The organism is Jongsikchunia kroppenstedtii DSM 45133 (genome assembly GCF_000380485.1).
GTDB classification, from domain to species: Bacteria; Actinomycetota; Actinomycetes; order Mycobacteriales; family Mycobacteriaceae; genus Jongsikchunia; species Jongsikchunia kroppenstedtii.
On record NZ_AQYG01000051.1, the window covers coordinates 499,149 to 521,530 of the forward strand.

The 22,382-nt window shown below is 66.8% G+C and carries 23 protein-coding genes and 1 pseudogene; 7 read left to right on the forward strand and 17 right to left on the reverse strand.

What is annotated here, in order from left to right; genetic code table 11:
* Window positions 1-71: 71 nt before the first annotated feature.
* A complete protein-coding gene (locus G341_RS0120295; RefSeq protein WP_018181018.1) occupies window positions 72-1,622 on the forward strand; it encodes an MFS transporter in 1,551 nt (516 codons plus the stop codon).
* A 24-nt stretch (window positions 1,623-1,646) separates the two neighbouring features.
* On the opposite strand, the gene helR is transcribed toward G341_RS0120295, so the two are convergent.
* Both helR and G341_RS0120305 read right to left on the reverse strand, forming a co-directional pair.
* Window positions 1,647-3,851: an RNA polymerase recycling motor ATPase HelR gene (gene helR, locus G341_RS0120300; RefSeq protein WP_051092885.1), complete on the reverse strand. Its 2,205-nt coding sequence runs from the start codon at window positions 3,849-3,851 to the stop codon at window positions 1,647-1,649.
* A gap of 114 nt (window positions 3,852-3,965) precedes the next feature.
* Window positions 3,966-4,565 (reverse strand): TetR/AcrR family transcriptional regulator, encoded by a 600-nt coding sequence (locus tag G341_RS0120305; protein ID WP_018181020.1) that lies wholly within the window; start codon window positions 4,563-4,565, stop codon window positions 3,966-3,968.
* Window positions 4,566-4,689: 124 nt separating this feature from the next.
* On the opposite strand from G341_RS0120305, the pseudogene G341_RS22780 reads away from it, so the two are divergent.
* The 3 genes and pseudogenes from G341_RS22780 to G341_RS0120315 all read left to right on the forward strand — a co-directional run.
* Window positions 4,690-5,595: pseudogene (locus G341_RS22780) on the forward strand (flavin monoamine oxidase family protein); the annotation flags it as partial.
* Window positions 5,596-5,605: 10 nt separating this feature from the next.
* Window positions 5,606-6,037 (forward strand): flavin monoamine oxidase family protein, encoded by a 432-nt coding sequence (locus G341_RS24335; RefSeq protein WP_281171121.1) that lies wholly within the window; start codon window positions 5,606-5,608, stop codon window positions 6,035-6,037.
* Window positions 6,038-6,128: 91 nt separating this feature from the next.
* Window positions 6,129-7,187, forward strand: a complete 1,059-nt coding sequence (locus G341_RS0120315; protein ID WP_018181021.1) for an alpha/beta fold hydrolase — start codon at window positions 6,129-6,131, stop codon at window positions 7,185-7,187.
* A gap of 81 nt (window positions 7,188-7,268) precedes the next feature.
* Here G341_RS0120315 and rplQ read toward each other — a convergent pair whose 3' ends face one another.
* The 7 genes from rplQ to infA form a co-directional block, all read right to left on the reverse strand.
* Complete coding sequence (rplQ, locus tag G341_RS0120320; protein WP_018181022.1) at window positions 7,269-7,850, reverse strand: 50S ribosomal protein L17; 582 nt, start codon at window positions 7,848-7,850, stop codon at window positions 7,269-7,271.
* 60 nt (window positions 7,851-7,910) lie between these two features.
* Window positions 7,911-8,966, reverse strand: a complete 1,056-nt coding sequence (locus G341_RS0120325) for a DNA-directed RNA polymerase subunit alpha (RefSeq protein WP_018181023.1) — start codon at window positions 8,964-8,966, stop codon at window positions 7,911-7,913.
* A gap of 86 nt (window positions 8,967-9,052) precedes the next feature.
* Window positions 9,053-9,658, reverse strand: coding sequence for a 30S ribosomal protein S4 (gene rpsD, locus G341_RS0120330; RefSeq protein ID WP_018181024.1), 606 nt, complete (start codon window positions 9,656-9,658; stop codon window positions 9,053-9,055).
* A gap of 25 nt (window positions 9,659-9,683) precedes the next feature.
* Window positions 9,684-10,091, reverse strand: a complete 408-nt coding sequence (gene rpsK, locus G341_RS0120335; RefSeq protein WP_018181025.1) for a 30S ribosomal protein S11 — start codon at window positions 10,089-10,091, stop codon at window positions 9,684-9,686.
* The gene (gene rpsM, locus G341_RS0120340) at window positions 10,091-10,462 is read right to left on the reverse strand and encodes a 30S ribosomal protein S13 (protein WP_018181026.1); all 372 of its coding nucleotides are present in this window, start codon (window positions 10,460-10,462) and stop codon (window positions 10,091-10,093) included. Before rpsM ends, rpsK begins: the two co-directional genes overlap by 1 nt.
* Window positions 10,463-10,647: 185 nt before the next feature.
* Window positions 10,648-10,761 (reverse strand): 50S ribosomal protein L36, encoded by a 114-nt coding sequence (gene rpmJ / locus G341_RS0120345; RefSeq protein ID WP_005207978.1) that lies wholly within the window; start codon window positions 10,759-10,761, stop codon window positions 10,648-10,650.
* Window positions 10,762-10,791: 30 nt separating this feature from the next.
* Window positions 10,792-11,013: a translation initiation factor IF-1 gene (infA, locus tag G341_RS0120350; protein WP_005187701.1), complete on the reverse strand. Its 222-nt coding sequence runs from the start codon at window positions 11,011-11,013 to the stop codon at window positions 10,792-10,794.
* 246 nt (window positions 11,014-11,259) lie between these two features.
* On the opposite strand from infA, the gene dtd reads away from it, so the two are divergent.
* Window positions 11,260-11,697: a D-aminoacyl-tRNA deacylase gene (gene dtd / locus G341_RS0120355; RefSeq protein WP_018181028.1), complete on the forward strand. Its 438-nt coding sequence runs from the start codon at window positions 11,260-11,262 to the stop codon at window positions 11,695-11,697.
* Here dtd and G341_RS0120360 read toward each other — a convergent pair.
* Window positions 11,694-12,149, reverse strand: coding sequence for a MarR family winged helix-turn-helix transcriptional regulator (locus G341_RS0120360; protein WP_245557067.1), 456 nt, complete (start codon window positions 12,147-12,149; stop codon window positions 11,694-11,696). The genes dtd and G341_RS0120360 overlap by 4 nt on opposite strands.
* A gap of 80 nt (window positions 12,150-12,229) precedes the next feature.
* Here G341_RS0120360 and G341_RS22785 point away from each other — a divergent pair, with 80 nt between their 5' ends.
* Window positions 12,230-12,937, forward strand: coding sequence for a hypothetical protein (locus tag G341_RS22785; protein ID WP_018181030.1), 708 nt, complete (start codon window positions 12,230-12,232; stop codon window positions 12,935-12,937).
* Between the two features lie 36 nt (window positions 12,938-12,973).
* On the opposite strand, the gene G341_RS0120370 is transcribed toward G341_RS22785, so the two are convergent.
* From G341_RS0120370 to G341_RS0120380, 3 genes are read right to left on the reverse strand one after another with little or no spacing between them, the layout of a single operon-like run.
* Complete coding sequence (locus G341_RS0120370; protein WP_026303951.1) at window positions 12,974-14,401, reverse strand: phytoene desaturase family protein; 1,428 nt, start codon at window positions 14,399-14,401, stop codon at window positions 12,974-12,976.
* A 7-nt stretch (window positions 14,402-14,408) separates the two neighbouring features.
* Window positions 14,409-16,280, reverse strand: a complete 1,872-nt coding sequence (locus G341_RS0120375) for a DUF3556 domain-containing protein (protein WP_018181032.1) — start codon at window positions 16,278-16,280, stop codon at window positions 14,409-14,411.
* Between the two features lies 1 nt (window position 16,281).
* Window positions 16,282-17,766, reverse strand: a complete 1,485-nt coding sequence (locus tag G341_RS0120380; RefSeq protein ID WP_018181033.1) for a class I adenylate-forming enzyme family protein — start codon at window positions 17,764-17,766, stop codon at window positions 16,282-16,284.
* Between the two features lie 193 nt (window positions 17,767-17,959).
* Here G341_RS0120380 and G341_RS0120385 point away from each other — a divergent pair, with 193 nt between their 5' ends.
* Window positions 17,960-19,249: a PucR family transcriptional regulator gene (locus tag G341_RS0120385; protein ID WP_222836614.1), complete on the forward strand. Its 1,290-nt coding sequence runs from the start codon at window positions 17,960-17,962 to the stop codon at window positions 19,247-19,249.
* Here G341_RS0120385 and map read toward each other — a convergent pair whose 3' ends face one another.
* From map to G341_RS0120405, 4 genes are all read right to left on the reverse strand, one after another.
* Complete coding sequence (gene map / locus G341_RS0120390) at window positions 19,250-20,044, reverse strand: type I methionyl aminopeptidase (RefSeq protein ID WP_018181035.1); 795 nt, start codon at window positions 20,042-20,044, stop codon at window positions 19,250-19,252.
* 30 nt (window positions 20,045-20,074) lie between these two features.
* On the reverse strand, window positions 20,075-20,620 hold the full coding sequence (locus G341_RS0120395) for an adenylate kinase (RefSeq protein WP_018181036.1): 546 nt from the start codon (window positions 20,618-20,620) through the stop codon (window positions 20,075-20,077).
* Entirely contained in the window at window positions 20,617-21,942 is a 1,326-nt protein-coding gene (gene secY / locus G341_RS0120400) for a preprotein translocase subunit SecY (RefSeq protein WP_018181037.1), read from the reverse strand. The genes G341_RS0120395 and secY overlap by 4 nt, the downstream gene beginning before the upstream one ends.
* A gap of 191 nt (window positions 21,943-22,133) precedes the next feature.
* Window positions 22,134-22,382: uL15m family ribosomal protein (locus G341_RS0120405; protein WP_018181038.1), on the reverse strand; the 249-nt coding region annotated here is incomplete at its 5' end.

Consider the following 22,382-nt stretch of genomic DNA (forward strand, 5'->3'; position numbering starts at 1 on the left):
ATCGGTGTTGACAGCTGTAGAACGTTGTTCTACTTTAATGGAACATTGTTCTACAGGACTTGGAGGTTCCGATGCTCGCGAATCCGAATCGGTGGGTCGCCCTCGGCGTGCTCTGCCTGGCGGAACTGCTGGTGATGGTCGACAACACGATCGTCAACGTCGCGCTGCCGACCATCTCGCGCGATCTGTCCGCGAGCACCACGGGCCTGCAATGGGTGGTCGACGCGTACACCCTGGCCTTCGCCGGGCTGCTGCTCGCGGGCGGTTATGTCGGCGACCGGTACGGTCGCCGACGGGCGCTGCTCGCCGGCATCGCCGCATTCGGCGCCGTGTCCGCGGTCGCCGCCAGCTCCACCTCGCTGGGCGAACTCATTGCGGCCCGCGCCGCGCTCGGCGTCTTCGCCTCGCTGGTGTTCCCGGCGACGCTGGCGTTGCTGACCAACCTGTTTGCCGACGCGAAGGAACGCGCCGCCGCGGTCGGCATCTGGGGCGCCACCTCCGGCGTCGCCATCGCGATCGGGCCGGTGCTGGGCGGCGCACTGCTCGAACACTTCTCCTGGTCGTCGGTGTTCTGGGTCAACGTGCCGTTCGCCATCGTGGTGGTCGCGGCCGTACTGATCGCCGTGCCGGCCGACCGCGGCGGCCACGCCGCGCCGTTCGACGCCCTCGGGGTGCTGCTGTCGATCGCCGGAGTGTCGCTGCTGGTGTACACCGTGATCGAGGGACCGCACCGGGGCTGGTGGACCGCGTCGACCGTGCTCGGATTCATCGGAGCGGCAATTGTTCTCGCCGCTTTCGTGATGCGCGAGCTGCGCACCCCGCATCCCATTCTCGACGTCCGGCTGTTTACCAACCGGCTGTTCGCCACGTCGTCCGGAATGATCGCGATCGCATTCTTCAGCCTCTTCGGCTTCATCTTCCTGATCACCCAGTACATGCAGGCCGTCAAGGGCTACGACCCGCTCGAGGCCGGTGTCCGCACGCTGCCGTTCGCGATCGTGGTCGCGGTGGTGTCGCCGCTGGCAATCGTCGCGGCGCGGTGGATCGGTGCCGGCATCACCGTCGGAATCGGATCGGGCCTGATGTCGATGGGATTCGCAGTGGCACTGACCGCGGACCGCGGTGCGTCCTACTGGGGACTGATTCTGCCCTCGATGTGCCTGATGGCCGCCGGGCTGGCCCTCATCCAGGGACCGGCGACCAGCATCATCATGGACTCGCTGGAGCCGCACCAGGCCGGTGCCGGGTCGGCCGTCAACGACACCACCCGGGAGATCGGCGGAACACTGGGTGTCGCGGTGCTCGGCTCGGTGCTGGCGTCGCTGTACGGCACCCAGGTCGACTCGCGACTGGCCGGGCTGGGCCTGCCCGCCGATGCGGAGCACGCCGCCCGCACCTCGGTGATGGCCGGAGTCGAGGTGGCACAGCGTGTTCCGGGTCAGGCGGGTACCTTCGTCCTGCATGCGGTGCAGGACTCGTTCGTCGACGGCCTGCACCGGGCACTCTGGGCGGCAATCATCGTCACCGCGATGGGCGTGCCGACGGCCTGGACGCTGCTGCGCACCCGTCGGCAACCGGCCGTCGAGGCCGCCGCCGGCGAGCGCGAACTCGTCGACGCCTGACCATTCCCTGCGGATTCAAGTGCGTCAGGTCAGGATCACCAGCTCGCGCGTCGCGCGGGTCATCGCGACATATCGATCGGCAGCCCCGCTCACGCCGTCGCCGAAGTCGTCCGGCCGCACCAGCACCACCAGATCGAACTCCAATCCCTTCGCCAGCCGCGGCGTGAGCGACCGCACCCGCTCGGTCGACCCGAACTCCGGATCGCCGATGACACAGGCGATTCCGTCGCCGGGGCGGGCCAGGAACTCGTCGACGACATCCCGCAGCTCGGCGACGACGCCGCGGCGCACCGGCACCCCGTTCGCGCGGATCGAGGTCGGCACGTTGGCGTCGGGGATCGCCGCGCGGATCACCGGTTCGGCGAATGCCATCACCTCTTCGGGCGTCCGGTAGTTGATGGAGAGGGTGGCCATCTCGACCTGTTCCAGCCCGATGCGCCGCAGCCGCTGCTCCCAGGACTCCGACATGCCGTCGGTGGCCTGCGCGCGGTCGCCGACGATGGTGAAGCTCCGAGACGGGCAGCGCCGCAACAGCATCTGCCACTGCGCGTCGGTCAGCTCCTGCGCTTCGTCGACGACGATGTGGCCGAACGGTCCCGCCAGCTGATCCGGCTCCAGCGTGTCGATCGCGGCGCCGCCGTCGATCAGGATCTCCTGCAGATCCCATTGCCGCAGCATCGGCATCAGCCCCTCGCCGTCGTCGAACTCGTTCGCCGCCAACAGATCAGCCGTGACGTCGGCCCGTCGTCGCGCTTCCGCGGCCAGCTCCGTCTCCCGGCGATGCTGCCGGCGGACCGATTCCGGATCACCGATGCGCTGCCGGGCGGCATCGAGCAGCGGCACGTCCTCGACGGTCCACGCCGTCGGCTCGTCGCGCTGAAGCGCGCGAACGTCGTCGGGGCTCAGCCATGGCGCGCACTTGCGGAGGTACGCCGGCACCGAGAAGAGGTCGCCGACGACGTCCGCGGCCTCGAGCAGCGGCCACGCCTTGCCGAACACCGCGGCGAGTTCGTCGTTGCGCCGCAACGCCTGCCGGACCTGCTCGGCCGACGCCTCGCCGTCATGCTTGTCGACCAGAATCGACAACAGCTCGTCCCAGACGACCGCCCGCGACTCGTTGTGCGACATCCCGGGTTCGGCCGCCTCGAAGGCGATCGCCCAGTCAGCCGGGGTGAGTTCGACATCGGCCCAGTCGCTTTCGACGATCAGCGCCGTGGTCGGCGGTTCCTCGTAGAAGCGCACCGCGGGCTCGATCGCGGCCAGCAGCCGGGCGTCCGCCTTCAACCGGGCCACCGACAGATCGCGCTCGACGCCGGCGGCCGCCCCCTCGGCGACCAGCTCGCGCAGCGTGCAGGTGCGCACCCCCTCCTCCCCCAGGCTCGGCAGCACGTCGGCCACATATGCCAGGTACGGGCGATGCGGCCCGACCACCAGCACCCCGCCGCGCCGATCCGACAGCCGCGGATCGCGGTAACGCAGGTAGGCGGCGCGGTGCAGCGCGACCACCGTCTTGCCGGTGCCGGGACCGCCGTCGACGACCAGCGCGCCGCAGGAGTCCGCGCGGATGATCGCGTCCTGATCGGCGGCGATGGTGCCGAGCACGTCCCGCATACGCGGCGACCGATCGGCGCCGAGGCTGGCGATGAAGGCCGACTGATCGTCCAGCGCGGCGGCGTCGCCGACCGAATCGTCGCCGAGCGCGAAGGACTCGTCCCAGTAGTCGGTGATACGCCCGGCGGTCCACCGATAACGCCGTCGGCTGGTCAGCCCCATCGGGTCGCCCAGGGTGGCGCCGAAGAACGGCTCGGCCGCCGGGGAACGCCAGTCCAGCAGCAGTGGCTCGCCATCGGCATCGGTCAGCCCGAGCCGGCCGATGTAGGCCACCGAGCCGGTCGCCGAGTCGACCATCCGGCCCAGGCACAGATCGATGCCGTACCGCTGCAGTGTCCGCAATCGCGACGTCAGCCGATGCACCTCCATGTCCCGGTCCATCGCGGCCTGTCCGGTCCCGCCGGGCGCCTTTCGCTCGTCATCCAGTCGGGCGGTCAGTTCGGCGATTGACCGGTTGAGGCTGGTCGAGATCGCCGCGAAGCGCCGCTCATCGGCGGCGATCAACTCCGGTGTGGATTTCGCGGCCAATCGGGCGGGTAGATCAAAACAGCTGTCAGGCAATGGGTTCGCCAAGAAATCAGTCCTCCCCGAGGCCGCAGTTCGACCTCGGCGGGCCATTCTGCCCGCCACCCCGGGTCTTGCGGCAAGCCCCGGGGTCCGCTATATCTTGAAAGTGGAAGGGGTTGTTCTACCCCGATCTCCAATGACCCAAAGCGATCTCCGGTTCTCGAACTAGGCCCGGGTCAGGCTGACGAACGAGTCGATGAGCGCGTCGAGGTTCTCGCGCGAGCGCGTCTGGTTGGGATCGCAGACGTGCTGGAGGATCAGGCCATCGATTCCGGCGAGGATGATGCGCGCCAGTTGACCGAAGGGCACGCGGCAGGTTTCGCCGGCGTTGTTCGCGGCGAGCTGGCACCATTCGGCGATGACATTGGCGTAACGCTCGTACTGCCAGCGGGCGAGTTCCTCCTGCCCGGCAGCGCGGAGCGAGTAGACCGTCAACTCGTACTGCATGAGCTGGTCACCCCAGTGCTGCTCGTCGACGAGCTGGGTCCAGAAACTGGTGAGCGCGGTGCGGATGGCGTGTTCGAGTCCATGTTCCGCGTCCGCAAGAGCCCGTAGGACCTCTGCGATCTCATCGACCACATCCTCGATGACGGCCCGCAGCAAGAGCTCCTTGCCGGGGAAGACGTACTGCAGAGTGCCGAGCGGTACACCCGCCTCAGTCGCGACGGCTCGCAGCGATGTCTTAGCCACCCCCGTCCGAGCCAGCACGCTTCGGGCCGCTCTGATGAGTTGCCCGCGGCGCACGGCGGCTTCCACGTAGGCCATCGAACTTCCTTTCAGTCGCTTGACTGAAATTTTGCCATAAGCATTGACGAATACCGTGCTGGCACGCACACTGGGGCTCTCAGTCATACGACTGACTTTCTCGCAAAATTCGAAGGACCAGCGAATGAACGACGTCATCATCATCGGAGCCGGCCTCGCCGGTCTCAGCGCAGCACGCACCCTGGTGGACGCCGGCCGGACAGTCACTGTGCTGGAGGCACGAGATCGCGTCGGTGGACGCACCCAGGGCGGCGTCATCGAGGGCGCGCCGGTCGAACTCGGCGGGACCTGGCTGGGCGAGGGACACACCGAGATGTATGCCCTCGTGCAGAGGCTCGGGCTGGCAACCTTCCCCACGTGGAACGACGCAGGCAAGCTGCTGCTCGACCTCGCAGGCAAACAATCGCGACTGGGCAGCCAGAAGGGCGCCACCCCCAAGCTCAACCCGATCGCCCTGGTCGACCTGGTGCAGGGACTCGCACGTTACGAGAAGCTCGCCCGCACAGTCGATCCCGCGACCCCCTGGACCCATCCCAAAGCTGCCGAACTCGACGGTCAGACATTCGAATCCTGGATCCGCCGCAACCTGAAGACCGCCACGGGCCGTTCGTATTTCCGGGTGCTCGCCGAGGCCCTCTACTCGGCCGACTCCGCCGACCTGTCCCTCCTGCACACGCTCTTCTACACCGTGAGCAACGGCGACCTGGAGACGCTCGTCTCTACCGACAAGGGTGCCCAGAAGGATCGGGTGGTCGGCGGTTCGGTCCGCGTGTCGGAGCGCCTCGCCGACGGGCTCGACGTCCGCGTCAACAGTCCAGTCGCATCGGTTGCGCAGGACGCGGACCACGTCACGATCACCACGCGGACCGGCGAGGCGTTCGTCGGCAGCCGGGTCATCGTCGCGGTCCCGCCCGCGCTGGCCGGACGCCTCCACTACGAACCGATCCTGCCCGCCTGGCGCGACCAGCTCACGCAGAAAATGCCCGCCGGCACCGTCATCAAGTGCTTCGCCGCGTACCCGAAGCCATTCTGGCGCGACAGTGGTCTCAACGGCCAAGCCATCTCCGACCGCGGGCCCGTCAAAGTCACCTTCGACGTCTCGCCGCCCGGGGGCGGAGGTCGGCCTACTGCTCGGCTTCGTCGAGGGCGGAGAGGCGCGGCGATGGCAGCGGCTGGCCGGCGAGCCCCGGCGGCGTCAGGTTCTCGACTGTTTCGCACGCTACTTCGGACCCGAGGCCGCCCATCCCACCAGCTACCTGGAAAAGGATTGGAGCGCCGAAGAATTCACCCGCGGCTGCTACGGCGCCCACTTCGCTCCCGGCGTCTGGACCAGCTATGGCGACATCCTGCGCGAACCCATCGGCCGCATCCACTGGGCCGGCGCCGAATATGCCATCGAATGGAGCGGCTACATGGAAGGCGCAGTCCGGTCCGGCCGTGCGACCGCAGCCGAAGTGCTGGCGGCCCCGTGAAACGAGTGGGTTAATGGTCTGAAACATCGGGTGCCCCACGGTCCACGGCGCGCTTGACTCGGAGGAGTACTTCGCTGCCGAAGGGGTCGCCGTGAAGCATTTGTCAGCACCGCCGCTCGATCGCCCGCGTACCGTGCCCGATCCGCCGCCGGTCCGCATCGCGTACCGCACGATCCACGGATACCGCCGGGCATTCCGCACGGCCGGCTCCGGTCCGCCGCTGCTGCTGATCCATGGCATCGGCGACAACTCGTCGGCGTGGGAGCCCGTCATCTCGCTGCTCGGCCGCCGGTACACCGTGATCGCCCCGGACCTGTTGGGCCACGGGCTCTCCGACAAGCCGCGCGCCGATTACTCCGTCGCCGCCTTCGCCAACGGGATGCGAGATCTGTTGCAGGTCTTGGGAATCGATCGGGTGACGATCATCGGTCATTCGCTGGGCGGCGGCGTGGCGATGCAGTTCTGCTATCAGTTCCCGCAACAGATCGAGCGGCTGGTACTGGTCGCCGCGGGCGGCGTGGCCCGCGACGTCAATCCGATGCTGCGCCTCGCATCCCTGCCGGCGATCAATCAAAGCCTGATCGCGCTGCGGATTCCGGGGGCCATCTCCGCGGTGCGGGCGGCCGGCCGCATCGGTTCTCGATTGCCCGCCGGACCGCTGCCGCCGGCACTGGCACCGCAGCGGCTGCTCATCGATCACGTCGACCTGTCGCGGGTGCTGTCCGAGCTGGCCGATCCGACCGCGCATGCCGCGTTCACCCGCACCCTGCGCGCCGTGGTCGACTGGCGCGGGCAGGCGATCACCATGCTCGACCGGGCCTACCTCACGCAACGGCTGCCAGTGCTCATCGTGTGGGGCGACGCCGACTCGGTGATCCCCTACGAGCACGCGCTACTGGCGCATTCCGCCATCCCGCATTCCCGGCTGGAGACCTTCCACGGCAGCGGGCATTTCCCGTACCGCGACGAACCCGCCCGCTTCGCGGAGCTGGTGCACAACTTCATCGCCCGCACGGTGCCCGTGCGGTTCGATCCGGAGCACTGGCGCGCGATGCTCACCGACGGCGCCCATCCGGAGGATCTGGATACCAGTAGCGTCGACACGGAGGCGCTGTGGGCGGCCCTGCACTCGGAATCCAACGCGACATAGCGCGAGCGGCTCGCCCAAAAAGTCAGTGCCCCGGATCCGTAGGGATCCGGGGCACTGACTGGAGTTGTCTAGGACGACGACTTACTTGTCGCCCTTGTCGTCCTCTTTGTCCTCGTCCACCAGCTCGGTGGCCGCGGCAGCGCTCGACTCGTCGGTGACCGCCTCGGCGACCTCGTCGGCGTTCTCGACCGCCGCATCCGACGCCTCAGCCTCGACCTCGGCGACGACGTTCTCGTCGGCGGCCTCGGCGGCCTGCTTCTTCGAAGCGGCGGCGCGGGTGGCGCGGTTGGCTTCAGCCGACGCGGTGCCACCGCGGACCAGCTCGATCACGGCCATCGGGGCGTTGTCGCCCTTGCGCGGCAGCGTCTTGATGATCCGGGTGTAGCCGCCGTCGCGATCGGCGAACGACGGGCCGATCTCGGCGAACAGCTTGTGGACGATGTCCTTGTCGCGGATCACCTTCATCACCTGACGACGGTGCGCCAGATCGCCGGCCTTGGCGTGGGTGATGAGCTTCTCGGCGTACGGCCGCAGCAGCTTCGCCTTCGCTTCGGTGGTGGTGATACGGCCGTGCTCGAACAGCGACGTGGCCTGGTTGGCCAGGATCGCCTTCTGGTGCGAGGCCGACCCGCCGAGGCGGGCCCCCTTAGTGGGTCGTGGCATTTCTCTGTCTCCCTAGCAATTTCACGTCTCCCGACGTGAATGATGTTTTCTGTCAGCTCGTCAGAGCTGTTCGGTCTCTGCGTAATCCTCGCCGTCACCGGCGTCGGAGAAGGAAGCGTCGTCGGTCCAGGTGCCGGTCGCGACGTCATAGCCGGCGACCTGCGACGGATCGAAGCTGGCCGGGCTGTCCTTGAGGGCCAGGCCCAGCGAGTGCAGCTTGACCTTGACCTCGTCGATCGACTTCTGCCCGAAGTTGCGGATGTCCAGCAGGTCCGACTCGGTACGAGCGACCAGCTCGCCGACCGTATGCACACCCTCGCGCTTGAGGCAGTTGTACGACCGGACGGTGAGCTCCAGGTCCTCGATCGGCAGGCTGAACGAGGCGATGTGATCGGCCTCGGCCGGCGACGGGCCGATCTCGATGCCCTCCGCCTCGACGTTCAGCTCACGGGCCAGACCGAACAGCTCGACCAGGGTCTTGCCGGCCGAGGCCAGCGCGTCCCGTGCGGTGATCGAGTTCTTGGTCTCCACGTCGAGCACCAGACGATCGAAGTCGGTGCGCTGCTCGACGCGGGTGGCCTCCACCTTGTAGGTGACCTTGAGGACCGGCGAGTAGATCGAGTCGACCGGGATCCGGCCGATCTCGGCACCACTGGCCTTGTTCTGGACTGCCGGAACGTAGCCGCGGCCGCGCTCCACAACCAGCTCGATTTCCAGCTTGCCCTTGTCATTCAGGGTGGCGATGTGCAGATCCGGGTTGTGCACGGTGACACCGGCCGGCGGCACGATGTCGCCCGCGGTGACCGCTCCCGGACCCTGCTTGCGCACGTACATGGTCACCGGCTCGTCCTCCTCGGACGAGACGACCAGGCCCTTGAGATTCAGGATGATGTCGGTGACGTCTTCCTTCACTCCCGGGACGGTGGTGAACTCATGCAGCACACCGTCGATGCGGATGCTGGTGACCGCCGCGCCCGGAATGGACGACAGCAGCGTGCGCCGCAACGAGTTGCCCAGGGTGTAACCGAATCCCGGCTCCAACGGCTCGATGACGAACTTGGAGCGGTTCTCCGCCAACACCTCTTCGGACAGGGTGGGTCGCTGTGAAATCAGCATGTGCTTTTCTTCTCCTTTGGCCGACCGCTATTTGACGGCCTCGAGGGTGGACCAACCGGCTTATGCCGCTTGGCTTCTCAGATGGATTACTTGCTGTAGTACTCGACGATGAGCTGTTCGGAGAGCGGAACGTCGATCTGCGCGCGCTCGGGCAGGCTGTGCACGAGGATGCGCAGGGTCGACGGAACCACCTGCAGCCAGGCCGGCACCACCCGATCGCCCTGGATCTCCCGGGCGATCTGGAACGGAACGGTCTGGAGCGACTTCGGCCGAACGTCGATGATGTCGTACTGCGACACGCGGTAGCTGGGCACGTCCACCTTCACACCGTTGACGGTGAAGTGGCCGTGGCTGACCATCTGCCGCGACTGACGACGGGTACGGGCCAGGCCGGCGCGGTACACGACGTTGTCCAGACGGGTCTCGAGCAGCTTCAGCAGCTCGTCACCGGTCTTGCCGGAACGACGGTTGGCCTCTTCGTAGTAGCGAGCGAACTGCTTTTCCATGACGCCGTAGGTGAAGCGAGCCTTCTGCTTCTCCTGCAGCTGGAGCAGGTATTCGCTCTCCTTGATCCGGGCACGGCCGTGCTGGCCGGGCGGGTACGGACGACGCTCGAACGCCTGGTCTCCGCCGATGAGATCGACGCGCAGACGACGCGACTTACGGGTAGCAGGTCCGGTATAGCGAGCCATAGTTAGTTACCTCTTCCTTTCCTGCTTAGACGCGACGCCGCTTGGGCGGACGGCAGCCGTTGTGCGGCTGCGGGGTGACGTCGGAAATGGTGCCCACCTCCAGGCCGGCGGCCTGCAGCGAGCGGATTGCGGTCTCACGGCCCGAGCCCGGGCCCTTGACGAACACGTCGACCTTCTTGACGCCGTGCTCCTGCGCCTTGCGGGCGGCGTTCTCGGCGGCCAGCTGCGCGGCGAACGGGGTGCTCTTGCGCGAGCCCTTGAAGCCGACGTGACCCGAGCTGGCCCACGAGATCACGTTGCCCTGCGGGTCGGTGATCGAAACGATGGTGTTGTTGAACGTGCTCTTGATGTGCGCGCTGCCGTGCGGGACGTTCTTCTTCTCGCGACGACGGGTGCCCTTCTTGGGGCCGGTGCTGCGTGACTTAGGAGGCATTACTTCTTCTTCCCGGCGATGGTCTTCTTCGGGCCCTTACGAGTGCGGGCGTTGGTCTTGGTGCGCTGACCGCGGACCGGCAGACCACGACGGTGGCGCAGACCCTGGTAGCAACCGATCTCGATCTTGCGACGGATGTCGGCCTGCACCTCGCGGCGCAGATCACCCTCGACCTTGAGCTCGCTGCCTTCGATGTAGTCGCGGAGCTTGGTCAGATCGTCGTCCGACAGATCCTTCGCCCGCAGGTCACCGCTGACCCCGGTGGCCGCAAGAATCTCGTGCGACCGGGTACGGCCGATGCCGTAGATGTAGGTAAGCGCAATTTCCATGCGCTTCTCGCGTGGCAGATCCACGCCCATGAGACGTGCCATGTGGCAGTTTTCCTTCTCAATCTTTCAGAGGTCTGCTCCCCGTCCGTCCTTCCTCTGCGGAAGGCCCTGGCCTCTGGTCCAGGGGTAGGCGGTCACTCGTGTGCGGCCGCTGGTGCTGGGAGTTGCATCAATCTTTATTCAGTTGTGTTGCTTGCGGTTACAAGCGATCTGTGCGGTGTGGGAGATCAGCCCTGACGCTGCTTGTGGCGCAGGTTCTCGCAGATCACCATGACCCGACCGTTACGGCGGATCACCTTGCACTTCTCACAGATCGGCTTGACGCTCGGCTGGACCTTCACGTCGTGCCTTTCGATATTTGAGAGTGGGTCTTACTTGTAGCGGTACACGATGCGCCCACGACCGAGGTCGTACGGCGAGAGCTCCACCACCACGCGGTCCTCCGGGAGGATTCGGATGTAGTGCTGGCGCATCTTGCCACTGATGTGCGCGAGCACCTTGTGGCCGTTCTCCAGCTCGATTCGGAACATCGCGTTAGGCAAAGGCTCAACCACGCGGCCTTCGACCTCGATGGCGCCATCCTTTTTTGCCATTGCCAGTCCTGTCACCTATCTGATTCGGGTACCGTCATGGCGCGCGCACGCCGCTACCCGCGTGATCAGCTGAACTGCTCCAGAACTGGGCACGAAAGCACCGGCGCGATACGCACCGTTGCTCAACTTTACGCGTGTTTACGACCAGATCCAAACCGCCCAGATGCCGCCCGACCTGCAGCGCAGTTCGATGCGACGCCGCACACGACGCCACCGGGTGACGATGGCACTAGTAGGGTCAGCCGAATGCGTGCCGTCGTTCAGCGAGTCACCCGCGCCGAGGTCGTCGTCGACGGCGACATCGTCGGCCGATTGCAGCTGGACGACGGCGCACAGGGCCTGGTCGTCCTGATCGGCGTCACCCACGACGACACTGCCGCGCAGGCCCACACCCTCGCCGACAAAATCTGGCGGATGCGGATCCTCGACGACGAGCGCTCGGCCTCGGATGTCGCCGCACCGATCCTCGCGATCAGCCAGTTCACGCTGTACGCGAACACGGCGAAGGGGCGCCGACCGTCGTGGAATCAGGCCGCCCCGGGCACCGTGGCCGAGCCGCTGTTCGACGAATTCGTGGCCGCGCTGCGCGAGGCCGGTGCGACCGTGGCGACCGGGCGATTCGGCGCCCACATGCAGGTCGACCTGGTCAACGACGGCCCGGTGACCATCACCCTCGAGATCTAGCCGGACCGATAGCCCGGGTGCACCTCGGGGTCCAGGCCCGCCGCCGCGGCCAGTTTCGTCAGCAGGGCTCCCAGCTCCGACACTTCGGCGTCCGTGAGCGCGGCGGTGACGTCCTGCTCATGCGCCATCCCGACCTCCCGTAACGCGGCCATCGTCCGCTGACCGTGTTCGGTCAGCGCGAGCTCATGATTCCGCCGATCGGTGGCGCTGCGCCGGCGCACCACCAGATCGGCCGCGGTCAGCCGATCCATCAGCGCGACGATCCGGCTCGGCCCCACCCCCAGGCGCTCCGCCAGATCGCGCTGACTGATCCCGGGGCTGAACGCGATGATCCGCAACGCGCCGGCATCGGCCGGCGTGATCCCCAGCTCACCGACGCGCTCGGCGAACCGGCGCGCCGCGACGGTGCCGAGCTGGGTCAACAGGAACGCGATGCGCGGGCGGGGTTTCACGGTTGACAGCATACTGCATCGAGTGAATGATTCATGACATGAATGATTTAGCAACTGAATCAACCGTCCGTCCTCGTCGCGTGCGTCCCCGCGGGCCGCATCCCGGTGCGATCGCCGTCGTCGCCTTCGCGCTCACCGTCATGTCGATCGCCATCCCGGCGGCGAACGGCGGCGTTCCGATATCGCCGTTCGACTCCGCGTCCTCGGTCGTCGACCACTACCTGAACCACGGGCTAGCTACCCGTCTCAATGGCTTGTTCCTCTTCCTCGCGAGCGTGCCCACCGGCATCTTCGGGGCCGCCGCGGTCAGCCGAATGCGACAGGACGGCATCCGGGTACCCGGTACCGCGATCGCCTACTTCGGCGCCATCACCGCGTCGGTCTGCCTCGCGACATCCGGTTTCGTCCAGTGGGCGCTCGGCGAAAGCGCAAGCGCCGCAGACACATCGATGATCAGGCCGCTGGCCTACCTCGGATTCGCGCTGGGCGGCGTCGGCTACGCAGGCGGACTCGGCCTGCTCATCGCCGGAATCGCCGTGCCGATGCTCGTCGTCCGCGCGGCCCCGCGCTGGTACGGCGCCCTCGGCATGGTGATCGCGGTGATCGCCGAGCTGGGCTTCCTGGCCCTGGTCGACAAGGACCTGGCCTTCGCCCTGCCCATCGCACGCTTCGGCGGCTCGCTCTGGCTGATCGGCGCCGGATTCATCATCGCCGCCGGACGATTCCGCCGGCCGCGGACCGGACCGGCCGCGCGGGCCCGTCGCGACAACGCCGACACCACAACCTGATTCGCGGCGCCCAGGAAACCGCGTTGCCGGCCCTGCTCACACCAACCGGGCCAACGCAGCCTGCGCCGCATTGAAGCCACCCATCCCGTGCACCCCGGCCCCCGGCGGGGTCGCGGCGGAACAGAGGTACACCCCGGGCACCCCGAGCGAGTAGGGATCGGCGGCCAGTCGCGGCCGCAGCAGAATCTGCCGCATCGTGTTGGCGCCCGCACTGATGTCACCACCCACATAATTCGCGTTGTAGGCCTCGAACTCCGCCGGACTGCGGGTGGATGTCGCGATGATCCGATCCCGAAAGCCCGGCGCGAACCGCTCCACCTGGCCGATGATCGCCTCCGTGGCGTCACCCGAATAGCCATGCGGCACATGCGCGTACGCATAGATCGGATTGGTGTTGCCGCTCGATCGGCTCGGGTCGAACAGATACTGCTGGCCCAGCAGCACGAACGGCTGGTCGGCCATCTCGCCGCGCACAGTCCCAGCCTCGATCCGGGCGACCTGCTCCGCCGAGCCGCCCAGGTGCAGCGTGCCGGCCCGCCGGCAATCCTCGTTGCGCCAGGGGATGTCACCCTCGATCGCGAAGTCGACCTTGAATGCCGCCGGTCCATACGTATAGCGGGTGAGACCCCGGCGCACGCGGCCCGGCAACCGATCGCCGACGATCTCGAGCGCCCCGGCCGGTGCGGTATCCAGGATGACCACGTCCGGCCGCTCGCCGATCAGATCGCGAAGCATCTCCAAGGACGTCACCCGGGTGCCCGTGATGACCTTGCCGCCCAGCTCGGACAGCGTCGCCAGCAGCGCACGGGTGATCGCCTCGGTGCCGCCCTCGGCCACCGGCCAGCCGACCGCGTGCGCCGCCGCCGCCAGCATGGTGCCGACCGAACTGCTCAGCGGCCCGTCGAGCCGGTTGAAGGCGTGCGCCGCGACACCCATGAACAGCGCCTTCGCCGGGTCGTCGGCGAAGCGGCGGACGGCCAGCGTCGCGGGCAGCACAGCCTGTAAACCGAACCGGCCCAACGTGATCGGATGCCGCGGCAGATGTGTCATGGGCTGGAAGACCTCGGCGATCAGATCGTCGAAGTTGCGTACCGCCGCGCCGAACATACGGTTCCAGCCCGCCGCGTCCGCACCGAGTGACTGCACTGTCAGAGCGGGATCGCGTCCGGCCAATCCCGCACGCCCGTCGTCCAACGGGTGGGCGAGATCGATCTCCGGCCACAGCCAGCGCAAGCCGTGCCGCTCCAGACCGAGCGACGCCAGGTATGGCGACGCGACCCCGGTCGGGTGAAAGGCGGCGCACTCGTCGTGCAGCACCCCGGGCACGGTCAGTTCGCTGGTGCGGGTACCGCCGCCGGGACGGTCATACGCCTCGACCACCGTGACGTCGATACCCGCCTGAGCGAGCCGGACGGCGGCGGCAAGCCCGTTGGGCCCGCTGCCCACGACGACTGCAGTACTCATGACTCCATCATCCGATCTCGGCGGTACGGCCGGTCAAGGGGCCGCCGGTGAGGGTGTCCCGGCGCACGAATCCGGGCGCGGTCCAGGAGACGTCCAGCGGGATCGGACCATTCGGCAGCCACGGCTGCTCCGCCGTGCAGTCCTTGACGCTCCAGGCACCCCGTTCGACCACGCCCAGCGCGGCATCGATCACCCGGTAATGCTGCGGCGTGCCGGTCTTCCACGGCGTCGCCTGCGACTCGCAGTAGGCGACTACCAGGTCACCCGGCTGCAGGTGGAGCCGCTTCTGCACCGCCGCGATGAGCCGCTCGTCATGCAGGTGACCATCACCGAAGTTCCACCCGAGGATCGTGTTGCAGACGAACTCGCCCTCACGCACCTCACGGGTGTCGATGTCGTCGAGATGCTCGAAGAGCACCGACAGCAGGCCACGCCCCTGGCTGTGCATCGATCGCCAGCCGACTGCCTTCTGCATCGTCATGTCGGCCTCGTCCCGGGTATACGGCGTCGGCGCCATCCGCTGCAGCTGATCGATCTGACTCTCCACCAACGGAAGTTCGTTCAGACGTGCCTCGATGCCCGGCCGCATGGCCCACACGGCCGATGCCCAGTTGCCGGCGTACTGCCGCATCGACGGCAGGAAGGAGACCAGGTCCGGACGCAGGTTGCCGACGATCGGGCCGGCGAGCCCGAGCGCGAACACCGGGATCAACAGCCACGGGGTGTGGACGTTCCAGATGTTGTAGGTCGACGCCTCGAAGCCGTGCCCGAAGCCGCCCCACAGCACGATCGCGATGTATCCGAAGTAGACGTTCCACTCCAACGGCACCGCGAGCGGGAACGTCGAGGTGATGAAGATGTGGAAGACCAGCATCGCGATGGCGAGGATCCGGGCCGCGTCATTGTTGCTGACGACCAAGAGCGCCAACGGGATTGCGATCTCGACCGCGGTGCCGGCGATGTGCGCCATGAACCACGCCAGCTTGCTCGGACGCAGATCGTCCGGGACGGACCGGTAGTGCAGCCTCTTGATGAAGTTCGGCTGTCCCGGGCTGTTGGAGATCATCGGCGGGACCACGTTGATGAAGTGCTCCCCCAGTTTGGACACGCCCGCGCCGACCCAGACGATCACGATGATGATCTTGAAGACGACGACCATGTCGACGAAGTCGCCTGCCGTGGCACCGCCCCGGAGCACGACGGCCCCGAGGATGGCCGACCACAGCATGATCGGCAGGTATTGCTCGGATCGGCCGGCCAGGAAGATCACCTTGTCGCGCAGGCCCATCAGCGGCATCGTGATCAGGATCGGGATGAATGCGTAGGCCGGAATCAGCTCCTGCGCAGTCGTTCCCGCCGGGACGGCGGACACCGGGACAGCGGTGACGACGAGCGGATAGATCAGGCTCGCCAGCACTGCGATATACAGCGCCACGTCGAACCCCGTGCGGGTGTCGCCGCCGGTGAGCGGAACACGCTTGCCCCACGGCGCCATTCGAATGGTTCCGGGCCGCAGCCAGTAGCGAATGTTGCCGAGCATCGGCGCGAAATGGCCGCACAGCGGTCCGAATGCGCCGCCGAGTCCGATCACCTCCAGGAGCATCAGCCATATCGCCAGCTTCTGGTAAACCACGATGTGGTTGAACCAGGTGCCGGGGTCGGTGAAGTGGACCGTCGATGTCGTCCAGGACGTGATCGCCAGTCCGACAGCGAAATACAGGCCGAGCATCTTGAGGATGTAGACCACGTGCAGCATCCGCGGGGTGTTGAATCCCTCGGTCACCCAGGTGCTGCTGAGTACCCGAACGCGCTCGCGCAACGGCAGTGCGAGCACCGCGGCGGGCGCCATCGGCTCCGGCGCCGGTTTGAAGAATCCCATGTCAGATTCCTTGTGTGAGAGAGGAAGTGGTGGTTGTAGAAGCCGCCAGCCGACGCAAGGACGGCTTATCGATCTTGCCGACGGGGTTCTTCGGCAACGCGTCGAGAATCGTGATCTCGGCGGGGACCTTGACCTTGGTGAGAAGTTCCGCGCAGGCCGCTCGGAGGTCCTCGACGGTCACCGACCGCTGCGGGTGCCGGGCGACATAGGCGACGGGCACCTCGCCATACGTCGGATGCGGCTGCCCGACCACCGCCACATCCATGACCGCGGGGTGATGTGCCAGAACGGCTTCGATCTCTTTCGGATAGATGTTCTCGCCGCCGCGGATGATCATGTCCTTGATGCGGTCGACGATGCGCAGATATCCGTCCTCGTCGAGGATTCCCACGTCGCCGGTGTGCAGCCACCCGCCGCGCAAGGTTTCGGCGGTGGCCTCAGGACGGCCCAGGTAGCCCTGCATGACGTTGTCGCCTCTGATGACGATCTCGCCGCGCTCCCCCGCGGGCGCCAGGGAGCCGTCGGGCGTCATGATTCCGATCGTCTGGCCAGGCAGCGCGATTCCGACGGTGCCGACTTTGCGCGGCCCATCGAGCGGGTTCGCCGTTGCCACACAGGTGCATTCGGTGAGCCCGTAGCCTTCGAGCAGCGGGAAGCCGAACCGTTCCTCAACCCCGCGCAGCAGTTCCTCGGACGCGGGCGCGGCGCCGCAGATGGCGAATCGGATCGATGACGTATCGGCGACGGTCTCGGGCGGCAACGACAGCAGATGCGAATAGATCGTCGGCACCGCCGAGAAGTAGGTCGGCCGCAACGTCTGCACCGCGCGGAGGAACTCCGTCGGGTGGTAGCGCTCCAGGATCGACAGCTGACCACCGCCGCGCATCGTCGCCAGAAAGCTGACGCAGATGGCGTTCATATGGAATAGCGGGAGAACAAGCAGGCAGTGATCATCCGCATTCAGATGCAGTGCGCCGTCCAGCATCGAGGTCATCGCGGTGATGTTGCTCTGGGTGAGGATCACGCCCTTCGGCTTGCCGGTGGATCCGCTCGTATAGATGAGCAGCGCGACGTCGCTCGCCTCGACCGGGGCCGGCGGTACTCCGTCCGGGGCAATCCGGATGTCGTCGACGACCAATCGTGGCCTACCCGCGGTGGCGACCGCCCCGTCCGCCACGATCACGAGCGCCGCGTCGGCGTCCTCGATCTGGTAGGCCGCCTCGGCCTCGGTGAACATCGGATTGATCGGTGTGGCCGCCGCACCGAGGCGCCAGGCCGCGACGATCGCGGTGAGCAGCTCGATCCGATTGGGCAGCATGATCGCGACGACACTGCCGCGCTCGATGCCGAGCTCCGCGAACTGTTCCGCGGCGGCGGCCACGCGCGCGGCGAACTGGTCGTACGTGAGTTCTTCGCGATCGTCGCGCAGACACGGACGGGCGCCCCATTCGGTCGGGCGGTGCCACGGAAGATAAGAGAGGGACATTCGAAGCCTTCGGTCGGGTGATGGAGTACGGCAACCGTAGGCAGCACTGTGACCGAGCACACTGTGCTGAGCGCACAAAGCTCTGCGGGACTTTGTTCGCCGGAACCCGAGTTACCAGCTTGTTTGTGGTGCGACCATGAACCCACAACGCAAGTCAGGGCTCAGTGCACAATTGACCGTGGGAGATGGACCGGTGGAATCAGAGGCCCGAGACAGCTCGGACATCAACGCCCGCGCCAACCGACGGACCGCTGAGGTCTGTCGCACAATGGGCAGCCGACTCACTCAGCTGGCGACCGACTTGCACGTCGAATTCATCGAGTCGATCCCCGAGTTGCGCGGCGACGCGATGATCGTCGAGCTACTGCGGGCGAGTGCAGAGAGCAACGTCGAGACGCTGCTGCACCTCATCCAGCACGCCATTCCCATGAAAGGGATCGAGCCGCCGCCCGCCGCAGTCGCCTACGCGCAACGGCTGGCCCAGCGCGGGACCTCGTCGAACGCGCTGGTGCGCGCCTACCGGCTGGGACAGCGCCGCGTGGTCGATCTCGCCTTCACCGAGATCGCGCGCCAGGAGTCCGACCCCGCGGTGGCGTACGCCGCCGCGCAATTGCTGCACAACCTGGCGTTCTCGTATATCGACCAGGTATCCGAAAAGGTGGTCGCCGTATACGAATCCGAGCGGGAGAGCTGGTTGGCCAACCGCAACACCGTCCGCGCGGCGATGCTCGCCTCCCTGCTCGACGGCGACCAGCGCATCGACCTCGCCGTCGCCGAGAACGCGCTGGGCTATCGGCTCCGGCAGAACCACCTCGGCGTCCTGCTCTGGGATGACGACCACGGCAGCACGACCACCGCGTTGCGCAGCCTCGAGGCGGTGGCATCGGCGATCGGCGACGCGGTGGGCGGGGCCGGGCCGGCGCTGTTCATTCCGCAGGACCGGTCGTTGGGCTGGGCCTGGATTCCGCTCGGCCACGGCACCATCGAGGTCGACATCACCGGCGTGCAACGTCAGGTGGCACTCGGCGGCAGCTCCGTCCGGGTCGCCCTGGGCGGAGTCGGCTCGGCCGTGTCGGGATTTCGATCCACCCACCTCGAGGCGGCACGAGCGCAGACCGTGGCGACGATCGCGGGCGAGCGCGCAGCGATCGTGACCTCCTACGACGAGCCCGGCGTCCGCGCCGCCGCCCTGCTCGCCGGCGATATCGCGTCCGCACGCGACCTCGTGTCACAGGCATTGGGACAGTTGGCGACCGACAACGACGCGGCCGAACGGCTACGGGACACGCTGCTGGTGTTTCTCGGCCAGGGCGGCAGCTACCAGGCGGCGGGCGAGCTCTTGCACGTCCATCGCAACACGGTGAAATATCGGGTCGACCGCGCAATCGAGCTCCGGGGTCGCCCGCTCGACGACGATCGATTCAATCTGGAGCTCGCCCTGATCGCCTGTCGCTGGCTGGGCCGCGCGGTACTGCCGGACTGACTACGAGGGTCGGACGGTGAGGATGCGGGGGCCGTCTTCGGTGACGGCGACCGTGTGCTCCCAGTGCGACGACCGCGAACCGTCGTCGGTGACGACAGTCCATTCGTCCTCGAGGACGGTGGTGTCGACGGTGCCGAGCGTCAGCATCGGCTCGATCGCCAGGGTGCTGCCAACCACGAGCTGCGGGCCACGACCGGGTTTGCCCTCGTTGGGCAGGAACGGGTCCAGATGCATCTCCCGGCCGATGCCGTGGCCGCCATAGCCGGCGACGATCCCGAATGAACGGCTGAACTTGGCTTCCGCGGCGTGCGTGCCCTGCTCGATCGCGTGCGAGACGTCGGTCAGCCGATTGCCGGGGATCATCGCCGCGATGCCGGCTTCCATCGACAGCCGGGTCGCCTCGTTCAGCGCCTGGTCATCGCCGGAGATCTCCCCCACCGCGAACGTCCATGCCGAGTCGCCATGCCAACCGTCGAGGATGGCACCGCAGTCGATCGATACCAGGTCACCCTCGGCAAGAATCACATCTGCAGCCGGAATACCATGCACCACAACATCATTGACGGAGCTGCAGATCGATCCCGGGAACCCGTGGTAGCCCTTGAACGACGGCACAGCGCCCGCGCCACGAATCACCGACTCGGCGATCGCGTCGAGTTCCAGCGTGCTCACACCGACTTTCGCGGCGTCGCGGACGGCCACGAGAGCCCGGCCGACCACGGCGCCGGCCTCGGCCATCGCGTCAAGTTCGCCCGCCGAGCGGAACGGAACGACTTTGGGTTTGCGGAATCCCATGTGCTGCGGGCCTTCTCGAATGTCGAACGGTCAGGCGCTGACGGCGCGCAGGATCCGCTGATGCACCTCGTCGATGTCGCCGATGGCGTCGACGGTGCGGATGCGATCGCCGTAGTAGGCGATCAGCGGCGCGGTCTCGGCGAGGTACACCTGCATGCGATTGCGGATGACATCTTCGGTGTCGTCGGCGCGACCACGGGCCAGCATGCGCTTGACCACGACGTCCTCATCGACCTCGAGCGACACGACGGCGTTCAGGGTCTGCTGCTCCTCGGCGAGGATCTTCTCCAGCGAGTCGGCCTGATCGGTCGTCCGCGGGAAGCCGTCGAGGATGAACCCGTTCACGGCGTCGGGCTCGGCCAGTCGCGAGCGGACCATGTTGACGGTCACCTCGGACGGCACCAGATCGCCGGCGTCCATGTACTTCTTCGCCTCGAGCCCCAGCTCGGTGCCCTCGCCGATGTTCTGTCGGAACAGATCTCCGGTCGACACGTGCGGGATGCCGAGGGCGTCGCGCAACAGCTCGGCCTGCGTCCCCTTGCCCGCACCGGGCGGGCCCAACAACACCAGTCTCACTTCAGGAACCCCTCATACTTGCGTTGCATCAGCTGGCTGTTGATCTGCTTCACCGTGTCGAGGCCGACGCCCACCATGATCAGCACGGCCGTGCCGCCGAACGGCATGTTCTGCACGCCGCCGCTGTTGCCGATATCCAGGAACAGGTTGGGAAGCACCGCGATGATGCCCAGGTAGATCGAGCCCGGCAGGGTGATTCGGTTGAGCACGTAGGCCAGGTAGTCGGCGGTCGGCTTACCGGGGCGGATGCCCGGGATGAACCCGCCGTACTGCTTCATCTCATCGGCGCGCTCTTCGGGGTTGAACGTCACCGCGACGTAGAAGAACGTGAAGAAGATGATCAGCGCGAAGTACACGACGATGTAGGTCGAGCTGCCCGGCTGGGTCAGATGCTTCTGGATGAAGTTCTGCCAACCGCTGAGGGCACTACCGTCCGACGGCCGTGTCAGCTGCAGGATCAGCGTCGGCAGATACAGCAGCGACGACGCGAAGATGACCGGGATGACGCCGGCCTGGTTGACCTTCAGTGGCAAGTAGGTGGATGAGCCGCCGTACATCTTGCGGCCCACCATGCGTTTGGCGTACTGCACCGGGATCCGGCGCTGGCCTTGCTCGATGAACACCACGCCGGCGACGATCACCAATGCCGCCACACAGATCAGGAAGAACACCAGGCCGCCGCGGGTCTGCAGGATCTGGTGACCCTCGGCCGGGAGACGGGCCGCGATGCCGGCGAAGATCAGCAGCGACATGCCGTTGCCGATGCCGCGCTCGGTGATGAGCTCGCCGAACCACATGACGATGCAGGCACCGGCGGTCATCGTCATCACGATGATGAACAGCGCGAAGATGCCCTGGTCGCTCAGCACCGGGTCGGTGCACTCGGACGGCAGCAGGGTGCCGCGGTCGGCGAGGGCGACCACACCGGTCGACTGCAGCAGCGCCAGCGCCACCGTGAGGTAGCGGGTGTACTGCGTCATCTTGGCCTGGCCGGCCTGACCCTCTTTACGAAGCTGTTCGAAGCGCGGGATGACCACCGTCAGCAGCTGCACGATGATGCTCGCCGTGATGTACGGCATGATCCCGATCGCGAACACCGACAGCTGCAGCAGCGCGCCGCCGGAGAACATGTTGATCAACGAGTAGATGTCCGCACTGGAACCACTGTTGATCGTGTTCATGCACGTATGCACGGCCTTGTAGTTGACGCCCGGCGACGGGAGGGTCGCACCGATCCGGTACAGGATGATCAGACCGAGGACGAACAGAATCTTCCGTCGCAGGTCCGGGGTCCGGAAGACCGAGACTAGAGCGGAATTCACTAATCCTCCTGGGCGCAGCCGACTCGCGGCACGCATCTGGCCAGCCGCGACGTGTCACCGTTGCCGACTGATGGTCACTGATAACGCCTGTCCGCCAAAATCTTGGGCGCAGACAACTCTTGAACTCTAACAGCGTGAAGAACCGAACCCCGGCGGGCGGCATCGCGCACACCCGCCGGGGATCCGATATGTCAGAGCTCGTTTGCGGTGCCGCCGGCAGCCGCGATCTTCTCCTTGGCAGAAGCCGTGAACTTGTTGGCGGTGATCGTCAACGCGACCGACAGCTCGCCGTCGCCCAGGATCTTGACCAATTCGTTCTTGCGGACCGCACCCTTGGCGACGAGGTCCTCGACGCCCACGGTGCCGCCCTGCGGGAACAGCAGCGCGAGATCGCCGACGTTGACGACCTGGTACTCGACCCGGTTGCGGTTGGTGAAGCC